We start from the raw sequence: 15,480 nt of genomic DNA on the forward strand, positions 1-15,480 counted from the left end.
CGCTTTCGACAGAGAGCCAGTCCCATGAATGAGGCCGACGCTCTCGACATCGTCCAGTACGCGGTGTGGACGGTGCTCGTCGCGTCCGCTCCGGTGGTGCTGGTCGCCATGGCGGTCGGCATCGGCATCGCCCTCATCCAGGCGCTCACGCAGGTGCAGGAGATCACCTTGACCTTCGTGCCGAAGATCGTCGCCATCATGCTGGTGGTGGCGTTGACCGGCCCCTTCATCGGCAGCCAGATATCGGCCTTCACCAACGTCATCTTCGAGCGCATCCAGAACGGGTTCTGAACCTGTTCCAGGAAGGTGTGCCCGCGCGCCATGCCGTTCGCCCTTGTCTGAAGACAGACGCCGCTGATCCCCGCGGCACCTCCGGACCCACTGCAGACAAGGCCTGGACCGCCTCTATCCCATTGTTGGACCATGAGCTTTTTTGCCCTTTGCGGCGCCATGCCCTACTTTCGGCAAACGGTCTGCGCAAACGGATTGTCTGACGAGCAGGCACGACATGGCAGGAACCCAAATGATTGACGAAAAGCCGGACAGCGAGAGCGTCTCGGCGCTGGCGCCCTTCCGTCACGGCATTTTCCGCGCCGTGTGGGGCGCAAGTCTCGTCTCGAATTTCGGTGGCCTGATCCAGGGTGTCGGCGCCGCCTGGATGATGACCACGATCGCCACCTCGCCCTATCAGGTGGCCCTGGTCCAGGCTTCGACCACCTTGCCGATCATGCTGTTTGCACTCGTCGCCGGCGCCATCGCCGACAGTTTCGACCGGCGCAAGGTGATGCTGGTCGCCCAGACCTTCATGCTGGCGGTGTCGGTGCTTCTGACCCTGTTCACCTATTCAGGCCTGATCACGCCGTGGACGCTGCTCGCCTTCACCTTCCTGATCGACAGCGGCACCGCGCTCAACAGCCCATCATGGCAAGCCTCCGTCGGCGATATCGTTCCCCGCAACAAGGTGCCGGCGGCCGTCGCCCTCAATTCGATGGGCTTTAACCTGACGCGCAGCGTCGGTCCCGCGATTGGCGGCATCATTGTCGCCGCGGCCGGTGCGGCGGCCGCCTTCGCGGCGAATGCGGTGAGCTATATCGGCCTGATCGTCGTGCTGGCGCGCTGGAAGCCGGACGTGCCGGTATCGACCTTGCCGCGCGAATCGCTGGGGGCCGCCATGGGCGCCGGCCTGCGCTATGTCGCCATGTCGCCCAACATCGGCAAGGTGCTGGTCAGAGGTGCTGCGTTCGGCTTCAGTGCAGGCGCTGTGCTTGCGTTGCTGCCTCTGGTGGCGCGCGATGTCGTCAAGGGCGATGCGCTGACCTATGGCATCATGCTCGGCGCCTTCGGCATCGGCGCGGTCGGCGGCGCCTTGATCAGCGTCAGGCTGCGGCAGTTGCTGTCCAGTGAGACGATGGTGCGCTGTGCTTTTGCCGGCTTCGCTGTCTGCGCATTCAATGCCGCCGTCAGCCAGCATGCCTGGCAGACGTCGCTCGGCCTGCTTGTCGGCGGCGCCTGCTGGGTGATCGCGCTTTCGCATTTCAACGTCACGGTGCAGATGGCGACGCCGCGCTGGGTGGTCGGCCGGGTGCTGTCGGTCTACCAGACCGCGACTTTCGGCGGCATCGCGCTCGGCAGCTGGATCTGGGGTGTCGTCGCCGATGCGCACGGCGCCGAAACCGCGCTGATCGCAGCCAGCGTCGCCATGCTGGCCGGCGGCGCCATCGGTCTTTTGCTCCCGCTGCCGCAACAGCAGGTGCTCAACCTCGACCCGCTCAATCGCTTCAAGGAACCGCACCTTGCGCTTGACCTGAAGCCGCGCAGTGGTCCCATCGCCATCATGATCGAGTATGTGATCCGGCACGAGGACGAACCGGAGTTCCTCGCCATCATGGCCGAACGCGGCCGCATCCGCCGTCGTGACGGCGCCCGCAACTGGACGCTGGCGCGCGATCTCGAGAATCCCACCGTATGGATCGAGCATTATCACACGCCGACCTGGATCGAATATATCAGGCACAATGGACGCATCACCCATGCCGACGCTGTCATCGGCGAACGCGTGCGGGCCCTGCACAGCGGCGACGAACCGCCGCGCGTGCGGCGTATGATCGAGCGTCCGACCACCGCCGGCACGGCGCTTGTGATGGCCAAGGGACCGATCGAGCACTAGGCTCCGCAACCACTGTGACAGGCATCCGGCTTGGCCTTCGTTACCCCTCGCCCGACAGGTCGCGGCGCGCCTTGTCGAGTTCCTCGGCATAGCGCCGCATCAGATGGCCTTCGGTCAACAGGCCCAGCACGATGTGGTCGGTGAAATCCTCGACGACAGCGAGTTCTTCGGCGCCGGCGCGCTGGAATGTTTCCGCGGCGGCCTGCACGTTCATGCTCGGCACCAGCACCGCGTCCTTGTATTTGGCAAGATCGCGCACCGGGACCTCGCCGCCGGAAGGATCGCTGTGCAGTTCGGCTACGATCAGCACGCCGACATAGTGGTCGCCCGCGTCGACGGCGATGACGCGCTGGGCAGAGCCGAGCGGCACTTGCTTGCGGAAGGCTGCCAGCGTCGTCGAGGCATAGATGGTCTTGATGTCCTTGCGCATCATCGAGCCGACTGTGAGGCTGCGCATCCAGCCAACATCGTGGGCGCTGCGGATGGTCTCGCCGCGCAAATGGAAGCGCCATGTCGAGAACGAGTAGCCGAAGGTCTCGCGCACCAGGATCGCCGACATGATCGAGGCCGCCAGCACAACGCCGGTCAGCGTCAGGTCGCGGGTCGATTCCAGCGCCAGGAAGGTCATCGTCAGCGGACCGCCGACGACACCGACTGCGAGCGACGTCATGCCGACGACGGCGGCAACGGCAGGGTCGATGCCGGTTGCTGGCGAGACGACAATCATCACATCCGCGAATGCCTTGCCGAGCAGCGCGCCGAGGAACAGCGAGGCGAAGAACAATCCGCCGCGAAAACCCGACCCCAGCGACACCGCCGACGCCGTCAGCTTGAGCACGAAGACGCTCGCCACCACGGCCAGCCCGTAATTCATCGAGAATTCGCGATGCAGCGCGCCATGGCCGCTGGACAGCACTTGCGGGGTGATAAGACCCAGCAGCCCGACGATGACGCCACCGATGACGGGGCGCAGCGCCGCATCGATCGACAGTCTGGCAAAACCGCGCTCGATCAGTGTCACCAGATGCATGATGGCGATCGAGGCGGCACCGCCGAGCAGGCCGAGCAGCAGGAACGGCACATACTGGCTGGCGGTGAGCGCCGGCAGGCCCGAAAGCTCGAGCGGAAACGGCACGCCGCCGAACATTTCGGCGGTCAGCGAGGCGCAGATCGCGGCTGTCAAGACCGGCGCGACATTGGCGACAGAGTAGATGCCGATGACCAATTCGAAGCCGTAGAAGGCGCCGGTCAGCGGTGCATCGAAGGCGGCGGCGATGGCGCCGGCCGCACCACAGCCGACCAGGATGCGGACATCGTTGCGGCGCAGCCTGAAGATGCCCGCCAGCCGCGATGCCAGCCCGGAGCCAACCTGCGTATAGCCGGCTTCCAGCCCGACCGAGGCGCCAAAACCGCTGGAGATCATCGTCTGGCCGGCGATGATGAAGGTGTCGGTCAGCGACATGCGCCCGCCATAGAGCGCATTGGCTTCGATCGGGTCGATCGGCGTGCGGAATTTCCGTATCCTGAGCCAGACCACCGTCAGCCCCAGCAGCATGCCGCCGATCGCCGGTATCAGCGCCTGCATCGGATTGGCGAGCGAGAACATGCCGGAAAGCCGGCCGCCTGGCTGAACGCCGAACAGCAGCCCGTGCAGGTCCTGCACGATCTGGCTCATCGCCGTGACCAATATGCCAGCCATCACGCCTACGACACCTGCGAGGATGACCACCACGATGCCGCGTGCCTCGAGCAGAGGCAACGACCTGACCAGCACCGCGCGCAGCCGGCGGGCGTAGACTTCGCTGTGGTTTCTGGAAAGCACGGGGCGGCTCGCCGATATCGAAAGGCAGTGGAAAGCCAGCCTGATACGCCCGGCGGCACGGCATGGCAACCACAATGCCGACAGACACCACATAGCGGGCGCGATATCGATCGGCCGATGGACCGTTCAGGTCGGCATGGGCTCGCCGGCTTCATAGAGCACGAGGTTGCGCTCGCCTATGCCAAGCGCCGGCCAGCTCGCACGCCAGTCCGCAATGTGCGGCGAGGCGAAATGCGCGTCGAGCGCTGCCCTGTCGCTCCAGACTTCCGTGACCCGGATGAGCCCGGCATCGAAAACATCCTGCGCATAGGAATATTGGATGCAGCCGGACTCGGCGCGGCTGCCGGAAACCATGCGTTCCATAGCGGGCTTGGCTTCTTCCAGTTTGTTTGGCGGCAAGCGGATGGTGCCGATGATCAGAAGCATGCGGTTTTCCCTTCTTTACAAGGCCGACCGACACGGCGGCCTGCGCATGATCGTTCGGACTAGCCAGTCTCCCACCCTCGCGCAAGCTTGGCGGACTACCCTCACAGGGCTGTCGCGCGCTCGGCAGTGTATGGGGTTTGAGGACGATATGGCGATCAGCGAAAGCATTCAGCCCGGCGCGGTGGCCAAGAACGGCCGCGACGTCTTCTTCGCCATCGGCATCGTCATCATCCTGGCCGTGCTGTTCCTGCCGATTCCGGCCTTTCTCATCGACATCGGCCTCGCCTTCTCGATCGCGCTTTCGGTGCTGATCCTGATGGTGGCGCTGTGGATCCAGCGGCCGCTCGATTTCTCGTCGTTCCCGACCGTGCTGCTCATCGCCACCATGCTGCGGCTGTCGCTCAACATCGCCACCACGCGCATGATCCTGTCGCATGGCAATGAGGGCACGCATGCCGCCGGCTATGTCATTGCCGGCTTCTCCAAGCTGGTGATGGCCAGCGACTTCGTCATCGGCCTGATCGTCTTCATGATCCTGATCGTGGTGAACTTCATCGTCATCACCAAGGGCGCCACCCGTATCGCCGAAGTCGGCGCGCGCTTCACCCTCGATGCCATCCCCGGCAAGCAGATGTCGATCGACGCCGATCTCTCCGCCGGCATGATCGACGACAAGACCGCGCAGCTGCGCCGCCGCGAACTGGAAGAAGAATCTTCATTCTTCGGCTCAATGGACGGCGCCTCGAAGTTCGTGCGCGGCGACGCCATCGCCGGCCTCATCATCACCGCCATCAACATCGTCGGCGGCATTGCCATCGGCTACATCAGGCACGGCATGGGCATGGGCGAAGCCGCCGACGTGTTCATCAAGCTGTCGGTCGGCGACGGCCTCGTCACCCAGATCCCGGCACTGATCGTGTCGCTCGCCGCCGGCCTGCTCGTCTCCAAGGGCGGCACCCGCGGCTCGACCAACCAGGCGGTGTTCGGCCAACTCGGCGCCCACCCACGCGCCCTCTATGTCGCGGCATCGCTGCTGGTCCTGCTCGGCCTGATGCCCGGCCTGCCGCTGTTCCCGTTCTTTGCGCTGGCCGCCGGCATGGCCGGCCTCGGCTACGTCATCCCGATGCGCGCCAACCGCGCCGTCGCCGAAGCCGAGGCGATCAAAGACCAGGAAAAGGCGACCAAGGTCGAGGAGGAGAAGAACTCGGTCAAGGCCTCGCTCGCCACCGCCGAGATCGAGCTTCTGATAGGAAAGCAGCTGTCGACAAGACTGCTGACGTCGCATCAGGAACTGGTTTTTCGCATGGGCAAGATGCGCAAGAAATTCGCCACCCAGTACGGCTTCGTGGTGCCGGAAGTGCGTGTCGCCGACGATTTCGCCATCCCGCCGAAGAGCTACCAGATCAAGGTGCACGGCACCGTGGTGGCCGAGTATCAGATGCGTGTCGGCGAGATCATGGTGCTGCTCGGCAATCGCGACGTCCCCGAGATACCGGGCGAGGAAATCCGTGAGCCGGCCTTCGGCATGCGCGCCTATTCCGTCGTCGAAGCCTTTGCCGAGGATCTGAAGCGCGAGAACTACACCTTCGCCGACAACATGTCGGTGCTGCTCACCCACCTCTCCGAAGTCATCCGCAACAACCTGCCGCAGCTTCTGTCCTACAAGGACATGAAGGCCTTGCTCGAACGCCAGGACCAGGAGTACCGCAAGCTCGCCGACGAGATCTGCACCACGCACATCTCCTATCCCGGCCTGCAGGCGGTGCTGAAGCTGCTGCTGGCCGAGCGCGTCTCGATCCGCAACCTGCACCTGATCATCGAGGCGATCGCCGAGATCGCGCCACATGTGCGCCGCACCGAGCAGATCGTCGAGCATGTCCGCATCCGCATGGCCCAGCAGATCTGCGGCGACCTCTCCGAGGGCGGCGTGCTGAAGGTGCTTCGCCTCGGCAACCGCTGGGACCTCGCCTTCCACCAGAGCCTCAAACGCGACGCCAAGGGCGAGGTGCGCGAATTCGACATCGACCCGCGCCAGCTCGAGGAGTTCGGCCAGGACGCCACCAAGGCGATCAAGAAATATCTGGAAGCCGGCGAACGTTTCGTCCTCGTCACCGCGCCCGACGCCCGCCCCTATGTGCGCATGATCATCGAACGGCTGTTCACCACGCTGCCTGTGCTCAGCCACGTCGAAATCGCCAAGGGCGTCGAGATCAAGGTGCTCGGAACCATATCGTGAGCGTGCTTTCGCAAGGCGTCGTCATCGCGGCGTTCCTCGCCTTCTGCCGCATTGGCGCCTGCTTCATGCTGATGCCGGGCCTGTCCAGCGCCCGCGTCCCGGTCCAGGTCAGGCTGTTCGTGGCGGTCGCCGCCACCGGCGGCCTGCTCGCCTTCCTGTGGGACAAGATCTTCCCTTTCGTCGACCCGCGCCCTCAGATCCTGGTGCCGATGATCATCTCGGAACTTCTGGTCGGCGGCCTGATCGGCGCCATGACCAGGCTCTACATGGAAGCCCTGCGCTTCATGGGCTCGGCCATCGCCATGCTGGTGGGCTATGGCGGCAGCGGCGGACCGGCGATCGAGGAGCCCGAACCCCAGGCAGCCCTTGCCGCCATCATCTCGTTCTCGGCGCTTTTGATGCTGTTCGTCTTCGATTTCGACCACGAAATAATACACGCGCTGGTTTCCTCCTACACGGTCGCGCCGGTCAACATCTTCTTCAACCCGCAGGCAGCCCTTGTCGATGTCACCGACACGGTGTCGGACACCTTCTTCCTGGTCATCCGCCTCGGCAGCCCGTTCGTCGCCTATGCCATTCTCGTCAATCTGACGATCGGCTTCGTCAACAAGCTGACCCCGCAGATCCCCATCTATTTCATCTCCCAGCCCTTCATCATCGCCGGCGGCATGATCATCTTCTATTTCGCCGTCGGCACCATGCTGTCGCTGTTCGTCGACGGCTTCGTCGACCTGACATTGGCGAGGTAGAAATGAGCACGCGCGAGGACCGCCTCAAGAAGCTGGTCAAGGTGCAGGAACAGCTGAAGGCGCTGCACGAAACCCGCCACGCCACCTTCCTTGCGGCGGCCAGTGCCGCCGAGGCCGAGGCCAAGGAACTGGTCGGCCATTTCGACCAGGCCGATTCGCTCTCCGCCCTGTTTCCCGATCTCTACCATCGCCGCATTGCCCAGGCGGTCGTGCGCCAGGAAGCGAACCTGGCGAGCGCCAGGCAGGAAGCCAACCTCATCGCCGCGGCGACCGCCCGCACCAACATGGTCGAGCGCGCCTACAAGGACGTACGCAACCGCGACGAACGCGAACGCTCCGACCGCGAGCGGCTCGATATCATCGCGCAGAAGCGGACGCAGGAGTAGCTGGGACGATTGTGTGGCGCGAAGCGGCCCCTCCAAGGTTCGGCTTTCCCGTAAACGCTTTACAGCCCGGTTTGGTAGCGCTACCGTTTCGGCCTAGCGTGAGCTTGGGAGGAGCCAGGGCTGTCGCTAGCGGAAGCGTTGTTCCTTCGACGACGTCGCGGGAATTGTTGGGAGGACCGATGGCGTCTGTCGCAATTGGCGAAGTCTATAAATCATTCGGCGCTGTCGAGATCCTGCACGGGGTCAGCGTGAACATCGAGGACGGCGAGTTCGTCACTCTGGTCGGACCCTCGGGCTGCGGAAAATCAACCCTTCTCAGAATGATCGCCGGCCTGGAAAAGATTTCACGCGGCCAGATCGCGATTGGCGAACGTGTCGTCAACAACGTTGCGCCCAAGGAGCGCGACGTCGCCATGGTCTTCCAGAACTATGCGCTCTATCCACACATGACCGTCGCCGAGAACATGGCGTTCTCGCTGATGCTCAAAGGAGTTTCCAAGCCGGAGAGTGATGCCGGCGTGCGCCGCGCAGCCGAAATCCTTGGGCTGGTGCCGTTGCTGGCGCGCTATCCTCGGCAGCTTTCCGGCGGCCAGCGCCAGCGCGTCGCAATGGGCCGCGCGATCGTGCGTGATCCGGCGGTGTTTCTCTTCGACGAACCGCTGTCCAATCTCGACGCCAAACTCAGAGTGCAGATGCGCGCCGAGATCAAGGAACTGCACCAGCGCCTCAAGACCACGACAGTCTACGTCACCCACGATCAGATCGAAGCCATGACCATGGCTGACAAGATCGTGGTCATGCATGACGGCATCGTCGAGCAGATAGGGCCGCCGCTGGAACTTTATGACCGTCCGAACAATCTTTTTGTCGCCAGCTTTATCGGCTCGCCGGCCATGAATTTGCTGAGGGGCGAGATCGCTACCGACGGCTCACCCTCGTTCCGCGGCGCCGGAGGGATTTCAGTCCCGTTGGCCTCGGCACTTTCCATCCGCAATGGCGAGCCTGTGGTGCTGGGAATAAGGCCCGAGCATTTGCGGCTGTCCGACGAGCAGGGCATTCCGGTCACCGTCGCGGTGGTTGAACCAACCGGGTCCGAAGTGCAGCTCATCGGCAGGACAGCCGGCGGCGAAGAGATCGTCGCCAATTTCCGGGAACGACATTCCTTTACGCCGGGCGAAACCATTCGGCTTACGGCCGAGCCCAGCCTTATCCATCTCTTTCACGCAGAAACCGGACAGAGGTTCCAAACACGTACCGATCAGTAGGACCACAAGGCAAGGACAACAAACAGGAGGAAACGAGCATGAAGTTCACCAGACGCGACGTGATCCGCACCACCGCCGGCGCGGCGGCGGGTGCCTTGGGAAGTCGGTTCATCAGCTCTCCGGCCCTTGCCCAGGACGGACCGAAATACAAACCCGAGGATGGCGCCAAGCTTAGACTGCTGCGCTGGTCGCCCTTCGTCCAGGGCGACGAGGACCAATGGCTGGCCAACACCAAGCGCTTCACCGAAGCGACCGGTGTCGCGGTCCGTGTCGACAAGGAAAGTTGGGAGGACATTCGCCCCAAGGCGGCAGTCGCGGCAAATGTCGGATCCGGCCCCGACCTGATGTTCGTCTGGTTCGACGACCCGCACCAATATCCCGACAAGCTGCACGACGTGAGTGAACTGGGCGAGTATCTCGGCTCGAAATATGGCGGCTGGCATGATGGACCAAAGCAATATGCGACCCGGGAAGGCAAATTCATCGGCCTGCCACTGGCCACGATCGGAAATGCCATCGTCTATCGCGAAAGCTGGGTGAAAGAGGCCGGCTTTTCGGAGTTTCCAAAGGACACGAAAGGCTTCCTGGAACTTTGCAAGGCCTTGCAAGCGAAGGGACATCCGGCCGGATTCACGCATGGCCACGGCGTCGGCGACGGCAACAACTATGCTCATTGGCTGCTGTGGAGCCATGGCGGCCAGATGGTCGACGAGGGCGGCAAGGTAACGATCAACAGCCCCGAGACCCTCAAGGCGATCGAATACGCGCAGGAGCTCTACAAGACCTTCATTCCAGGCACCGAAAGCTGGCTCGACGTCAACAACAACCGCGCCTTCCTGGCCGGCGAACTGGGGGTGATCGCCAATGGAATTTCCGCCTACAACACCGCCAAGATCAACAAGGACAAAGATCCAAAGCTGGCTGAAATCGCCAAGGACATACGCACGACCAACCTGCCCATCGGTCCTGTCGGCAAATCCGTCGAATTGTTCCAGGTGACCACGGCTGTCATCTTCAATTACACGCCCTACCCCAACGCGGCCAAGGCGTATTTGCAGTTCATGTTCGAGGAACCGCAAATGAAGGACTGGATCACCTCCTCGGCCGGATATTGCTGCCAGACACTGAAGGCATTCGACAACAACCCAGTGTGGACCGCCGATCCCAACAACGCCGCCTACGCCAAGGCTTCGGCTACTCTGCGGCCCAACGGCTATGCCGGGCCGCTCGGCTATGCTTCGGCGGCAACCATGGCCGACTACGTGCTGGTCGACATGTTCGCCAAAGCGGTGACCGGCCAGGCCACGCCGCAAGAGGCAATGGAAGAGGCCGAGAAGCGGGCAAATCGCTATTATCGCGTTTGAGCCTGCTCAGCCGGGCAGCGCGGCTGCCCGGCTGGCTTCGGATTGCGTCGCGGCCGATCCGGCCTATCAATGAGACCTCAGCAGGAGCCAACCCATGGCCGTGCCGTCAGCTGCCATCCAGCCGCGATCTTCGATCTTCTCACGGATTCTGTCGCGCTGGAGCGAAAGCCGGAACGCACTTGGCTTCGGCTTCATGCTTCCGGCGGCTGCACTGCTGCTCGTCTTCCTGACCTATCCGCTGGGGCTCGGCGTCTGGCTCGGCTTCACCGATGCCCGCATCGGCCGCCCCGGTATCTTCATCGGTATCGAAAACTATGAATATCTGTGGAGCGACGCCGTCTTCTGGCTCTCCGTCTTCAACACCTTGCTCTATACGATCAGCGCTTCGATCCTGAAATTCGCGCTCGGCCTCTGGCTAGCGCTCCTCCTCAACCAGAACCTTCCCTTCAAATCGTTCTTCCGCGCGATTGTCCTGCTGCCGTGGGTGGTGCCGACGGTGCTCTCGGCCATCGCCTTCTGGTGGATCTACGATTCGCAGTTCTCCATCCTGTCGTGGGCGCTTATGGAAATGGGACTGATCGATCACCGCATCAATTTCCTTGGCGATCCGGAGAACGCACGCGCCTCGGTGATCGCTGCCAATGTCTGGCGCGGCATTCCTTTCGTGGCCATCACGCTGCTGGCCGGCCTGCAGACGATTCCCCAATCGCTTTACGAGGCCGCGACGCTCGACGGCGCCAGCCGTTGGCAGTTGTTCCGCTATGTGACGCTGCCGCTGCTGACGCCGATCATCGCCATCACCATGACCTTTTCGGTCCTGTTCACCTTCACCGATTTCCAGCTGATCTATGTGCTGACTCGCGGCGGGCCGGTGAATGCCACCCATCTGATGGCGACGCTCTCGTTCCAGCGCGGCATTTCCGGCGGCCAGCTTGGCGAGGGAGCCGCGATCGCGGTGGCGATGATCCCGTTCCTGCTTGCGGCGATCCTTTTCAGCTATTTTGGGCTGCAACGTCGTAAATGGCAGCAGGGCGGTGGAGACTGACATGGCCGCGATCGAAACGAACAACCGTCCGAATACGGATGAAGGCGGCATGGGCTATCTTCAAAGCCTGCCCCGGCGCGTGGTGACCGTTTATCTGCCGCTCCTGATATTCGTCATCGTGCTGCTGTTCCCGTTCTACTGGATGACGATCACGGCGGTGAAACCCAATCTCGAGATGACGGATTATGCCAATTTCAACCCGTTCTGGGTCGTCCATCCGACGCTCGAGCATATTCGATATCTGCTCTTCGACACGTCCTATCCGGGTTGGCTTCTCAACACGATCATCATCTCGACCGCCGCAACTTTCCTGTCGCTGCTGGCGGCGGTGTTCGCTGCCTATGCCATCGAACGCTTGAGGTTTTCCGGGGCGCGGCAGGTCGGCTTGGCGATCTTCCTGGCCTATCTCGTGCCGCCCTCGATTCTGTTCATTCCCCTGTCGGTGATGGTTTTCAACCTCGGCCTTTACGATACGCCGTTCGCGCTGATCCTCACCTATCCGACGTTCCTCATTCCATTCTGCACGTGGCTCTTGATGGGCTACTTCCGCTCGATCCCTTTCGAACTGGAAGAATGCGCGCTGATCGACGGCGCCAGCCGCTGGCAAATCCTGACCAAGATAGTTCTGCCGCTGTCGGTGCCCGGCCTGATCTCCGCCGGCATCTTCGCTTTCACCCTGTCATGGAACGAATTCATCTACGCTTTGACTTTTATCCAGTCGTCCGAAAACAAGACCGTGCCGGTCGGCGTGCTTACCGAGCTCGTGCGTTCGGACGTCTATGAATGGGGAGCCCTGATGGCGGGCGCGCTGATCGGCTCGCTGCCGGTGGTGGTGCTCTATTCATTCTTTGTCGAACACTACGTCTCCTCGATGACGGGCGCGGTCAAGGAGTGAAGCTGAGGCGGAAATCGACGATGGAAAAAACTGCCCGACAACGCATGGCGCGAGCCGGCAGCTTCGATCCGATCCCCGCACTCCGCTCCCTCTCCTTCCCGCAAGCCTGCCACAAGCTTGTTGAGGCATGGTCTGGCTAAGGAAAACTGGTAAAAGGCGGACTTTCTTGGCGATTTCTCCACCCAGCGACATCGTTATGGATGTGGCCCGAGCCGTCGACCCGGCGGATATCGAGACCGCCCGCGCCGCGCTGGCAAAACGGGCCGGCGGCGCTGCGGGCACGTTTTCACTCGACACCGCCGCTTCGGTCGATGCCGGCTCGATCCTGTCGCGCGCCACCGCCGACAAGGCCGCCGCTGCAACCGACCCGGCCAACAAATTCAAGAAATTCGAGGCGATGGTGCTGCAGACCTTCATCCAGAACATGCTGCCAAAGGATACCGAGGGCGTCTACGGCAAGGGCCTGGCCGGCGACATGTGGAAATCGCAGCTTGCCGAGCGGGTGGCCGACGTGATGGCCGAACGCGGTGGCATCGGCATCGCCAAGTCGATGCTTGCCGACCACTATCTCGAAGGCAAGCGCGTGGTTCCGGTCGGTCCGGTTTCGGGCGGGTTGGAAAAGACCGAGATCGACCAGCAAAACAGCCTGTCGACCTCGCTGGTCCACCAATTGCAGCGCAAGGCTGCGGGGTCGATGACCGGTGACGAGACGACCATAAAAACAAATATCAAGATCTAAACGGGAAACGCCATGGCCGACTTTTCGGAATCCACCTCCAACCTGCCAGCACGCACGACCGCGTCGGAAGCGCCGATCCCGTTCGCGCGGCCCGGCAACCTCGCCGCCATCATCGGTCGCATCGAGGAAGTGGTCGAGGAAGAGACCGCCGGCATCCGCAACGCGACCAACTATGATCTCAAGGCATCGAACGCCCGCAAGAGCCGCTACCTCTACGAGTTGACCCGCGCCATGAAGGGCGGCAGCGAAGCCGAATTCCTCGAACAGCACCGCGAGGGCCTGACCCGGCTGCGCCAGAAGCTGGCGAAGAACGAAGCGGCGATCCTCGCGCATCTCAGCGCGGTCAACGAAGTCGCCAGCCTGCTGCGGCACGCCATCCAGCGCGCCGAGACCGACGGCACCTACTCCGCCGGCGAGTTCGGCTGGATGAAGGCATGATGCCGAACACGAGCGACACTTCGGAGATCCTGCCGAAGCAACGGCGCAGTGCCGCGTCGCCTTCGCAAGGGACGGATCAAGGGACTGACAAGAGTAGATGATCAAGGTCATCGCCATCGCCGTCTGGATTTGCGCCGCAACCCTCGGCGCCGTGTTCTATTCGTTTCAGGCGGCCGGCGAGCGCGGTGTCGGCGAAACGCCGAAGCCGATGCTGGGCGGTCTCGACTACGTCAAGACCGACATCATTTCGGTGCCGCTGATCCGCGATTCTGAGATCGGCGGCTATTTCCTGACCAAGCTCGTCTACACCGTCGAACCCGAGCAGATAAAGAAGCTGTCCATTCCGGCCGAAGCGCTGATCACCGACCAGGTCTATTCCTACCTCTATTCCAATCCGCAGATCGACTTCACCAACAAGGCGACCATCGATCTCGATGCCTTCCGCGCCGCAATCCGCGATACCGTCAACGCGCGTGTCGGCGCGCCTTTGGTGCATGAAGTTCTGATTGACCAGGTCAATTTCCTGTCGAAGGACGAAATCCGCGACAACTGGCTGCGCCGCAAGAAAAGCGAAACGGCGACCGAAATGACCAAGGCGTTCAAGGAACACTGAGTTGCCCTGCTCACAGGCCCGGTCACATCGAGCCTCGCCTGCCGCAAGGGCAGGAACCAGCCACCCGAATCCGCGTTGACGTAAACGTCAACCCAAAGCTATATGCGGCAGCGACCGTGATCGCGAAACCGCGGCATGGGCTTCGGCTGGATCGAAGCGCCGTTGCGAGACAGATGCAACCAGACAAGGAGAACAGCGTGAGCGTTCAGGAGATTGCCGAGAAGATCAAGTCGCGGGTGGCCAGCAGCGGGTTCGATCGTTCCGTGAAATTCGACACCGGCAGCGACGGCGTCATCGTCATCGACGGCGCGACTGTCTCGAACACCGATGCACCCACCGACTGCACCATCAAGCTCTCGCTCGACGATCTGGATTCGCTGATCGCTGGCGACCTGAACCCGACAATGGCGTTCATGACCGGCAAGATAAAGGTCGAAGGCGACATGACCGTCGCCATGGCGCTCAGCCAGCTGATCGGCTGAAGGCATCCAGCCGCCCAGGCGGCGGCACCCACCAATTGCGAAAAAACGCCGCCTTTTTCGGGCGGCGTTTTTGCATGAAATGCTGGCGGCTTCGTGTCTCAGGCCGCCGATATCAATTCCTGCGCCTTCAGCTTGCGGCCGGCCGCCTTCAGCTTGCGACCGGCCGCCTTCAGCGTGCCGTGCACGCCGTCAAGCGCGCCTTCCACCAGTTCCAGCGCCAGCAGGCGGTGCCGCTCATAGGGTCCTGGCATGGCAAGTGAACCGGTCTTCTCGGCCGAGAAGCCGAAGCGCGCGTAATAGGGCGCATCGCCGACCAAAAGGATAGCGGCATGGCCGAGACGCGCCGCTTCGGCGATGGCATGGCGCATCAGCGCCGAGCCGATGCCGGCATTCTTGAGCGACGGGTCGACGGCAAGCGGGCCAAGCAGCAGCGCGGCCGCACCGCCCTCGCCCAGCCTGACATCCCACAGCCGCACGGTGCCGGCCACGCCGCCCGAAGCATCGCGGGCGACGAAGGCCAGCCCTTCCGAGGGCCGCCGGCCACGCCGCAACTTCTCCGACGACTTTTTCCTGCGCTTCGGCCCCATGGCCCGATCGAGCAACGCCTCGCGCGCCGCGACATCGGCGGCGGTTTCGGCGACCATCCCAAAGGCCGGTGCGTGGCCCCCAATTTCAACTGGCATTTCCATTTCAAATGACATTTCCATTTCCGCAATCCCTGGCGAGCGGAGATCTGTTCCACAGGCGAGCCCGGGTGGACGACAGGCGCCCACCTGGGGTGATCTGATCGGCTCTCTCAGCGCATTTTCAGGCGAAGTTGTGTCCGGTTCGCCGTCCGAAAATGCGCTGAGGA

Annotated in this window: 16 protein-coding genes; 13 read left to right on the top strand and 3 right to left on the bottom strand. The window is 62.7% G+C overall.

All coding sequences use genetic code 11. The features are described 5' to 3' along the window. The first annotated feature begins 24 nt into the window (after positions 1 to 24). On the top strand, positions 25 to 291 hold the full coding sequence (gene fliQ / locus NKH95_RS21825) for a flagellar biosynthesis protein FliQ (protein WP_023810020.1): 267 nt from the start codon (positions 25 to 27) through the stop codon (positions 289 to 291). A gap of 232 nt (positions 292 to 523) precedes the next feature. Next, positions 524 to 2,167, top strand: coding sequence for an MFS transporter (locus NKH95_RS21830; protein ID WP_352893068.1), 1,644 nt, complete (start codon positions 524 to 526; stop codon positions 2,165 to 2,167). A 40-nt stretch (positions 2,168 to 2,207) separates the two neighbouring features. On the opposite strand, the gene NKH95_RS21835 is transcribed toward NKH95_RS21830, so the two are convergent. Together NKH95_RS21835 and NKH95_RS21840 are read right to left on the bottom strand one after the other, a co-directional pair. Next, the gene (locus NKH95_RS21835) at positions 2,208 to 3,989 is read right to left on the bottom strand and encodes a chloride channel protein (RefSeq protein ID WP_352441893.1); all 1,782 of its coding nucleotides are present in this window, start codon (positions 3,987 to 3,989) and stop codon (positions 2,208 to 2,210) included. A gap of 126 nt (positions 3,990 to 4,115) precedes the next feature. After that, entirely contained in the window at positions 4,116 to 4,415 is a 300-nt protein-coding gene (locus NKH95_RS21840) for a putative quinol monooxygenase (RefSeq protein ID WP_352441892.1), read from the bottom strand. Positions 4,416 to 4,563: 148 nt separating this feature from the next. On the opposite strand from NKH95_RS21840, the gene flhA reads away from it, so the two are divergent. From flhA to NKH95_RS21895, 11 genes are all read left to right on the top strand, one after another. Further along, on the top strand, positions 4,564 to 6,651 hold the full coding sequence (flhA, locus tag NKH95_RS21845) for a flagellar biosynthesis protein FlhA (RefSeq protein WP_352441891.1): 2,088 nt from the start codon (positions 4,564 to 4,566) through the stop codon (positions 6,649 to 6,651). After that, the gene (gene fliR, locus NKH95_RS21850) at positions 6,648 to 7,400 is read left to right on the top strand and encodes a flagellar biosynthetic protein FliR (RefSeq protein ID WP_352441890.1); all 753 of its coding nucleotides are present in this window, start codon (positions 6,648 to 6,650) and stop codon (positions 7,398 to 7,400) included. Before flhA ends, fliR begins: the two co-directional genes overlap by 4 nt. 2 nt (positions 7,401 to 7,402) lie before the next feature. Further along, complete coding sequence (locus NKH95_RS21855; RefSeq protein WP_352441889.1) at positions 7,403 to 7,786, top strand: hypothetical protein; 384 nt, start codon at positions 7,403 to 7,405, stop codon at positions 7,784 to 7,786. Positions 7,787 to 7,965: 179 nt separating this feature from the next. Beyond that, positions 7,966 to 9,051, top strand: a complete 1,086-nt coding sequence (locus NKH95_RS21860) for an ABC transporter ATP-binding protein (RefSeq protein ID WP_127290452.1) — start codon at positions 7,966 to 7,968, stop codon at positions 9,049 to 9,051. 38 nt (positions 9,052 to 9,089) lie between these two features. Continuing rightward, positions 9,090 to 10,415 carry an ABC transporter substrate-binding protein gene (locus NKH95_RS21865; RefSeq protein ID WP_352610372.1) on the top strand — a complete coding sequence of 442 codons (1,326 nt, stop codon included), beginning with the start codon at positions 9,090 to 9,092 and terminating at the stop codon, positions 10,413 to 10,415. Positions 10,416 to 10,608: 193 nt separating this feature from the next. Then, the gene (locus NKH95_RS21870) at positions 10,609 to 11,460 is read left to right on the top strand and encodes a carbohydrate ABC transporter permease (protein WP_372337954.1); all 852 of its coding nucleotides are present in this window, start codon (positions 10,609 to 10,611) and stop codon (positions 11,458 to 11,460) included. A gap of 1 nt (position 11,461) precedes the next feature. Continuing rightward, on the top strand, positions 11,462 to 12,355 hold the full coding sequence (locus tag NKH95_RS21875) for a carbohydrate ABC transporter permease (RefSeq protein WP_023810030.1): 894 nt from the start codon (positions 11,462 to 11,464) through the stop codon (positions 12,353 to 12,355). A 127-nt stretch (positions 12,356 to 12,482) separates the two neighbouring features. Continuing rightward, positions 12,483 to 13,094, top strand: coding sequence for a rod-binding protein (locus NKH95_RS21880; RefSeq protein WP_352441887.1), 612 nt, complete (start codon positions 12,483 to 12,485; stop codon positions 13,092 to 13,094). Positions 13,095 to 13,106: 12 nt separating this feature from the next. After that, entirely contained in the window at positions 13,107 to 13,532 is a 426-nt protein-coding gene (locus NKH95_RS21885; RefSeq protein WP_127290460.1) for a hypothetical protein, read from the top strand. A 97-nt stretch (positions 13,533 to 13,629) separates the two neighbouring features. Then, positions 13,630 to 14,145 carry a hypothetical protein gene (locus NKH95_RS21890; protein ID WP_023810033.1) on the top strand — a complete coding sequence of 172 codons (516 nt, stop codon included), beginning with the start codon at positions 13,630 to 13,632 and terminating at the stop codon, positions 14,143 to 14,145. 197 nt (positions 14,146 to 14,342) lie between these two features. Continuing rightward, positions 14,343 to 14,627, top strand: coding sequence for an SCP2 sterol-binding domain-containing protein (locus NKH95_RS21895; protein ID WP_013529756.1), 285 nt, complete (start codon positions 14,343 to 14,345; stop codon positions 14,625 to 14,627). A 98-nt stretch (positions 14,628 to 14,725) separates the two neighbouring features. On the opposite strand, the gene NKH95_RS21900 is transcribed toward NKH95_RS21895, so the two are convergent. Then, positions 14,726 to 15,316 carry a GNAT family N-acetyltransferase gene (locus NKH95_RS21900; protein ID WP_352441937.1) on the bottom strand — a complete coding sequence of 197 codons (591 nt, stop codon included), beginning with the start codon at positions 15,314 to 15,316 and terminating at the stop codon, positions 14,726 to 14,728. Between the last annotated feature and the right edge of the window lie 164 nt (positions 15,317 to 15,480).

Origin of the sequence: Mesorhizobium sp. M0848, from assembly GCF_040319805.1 — a bacterium.
In the GTDB taxonomy this organism is placed as follows: domain Bacteria; phylum Pseudomonadota; class Alphaproteobacteria; order Rhizobiales; family Rhizobiaceae; genus Mesorhizobium.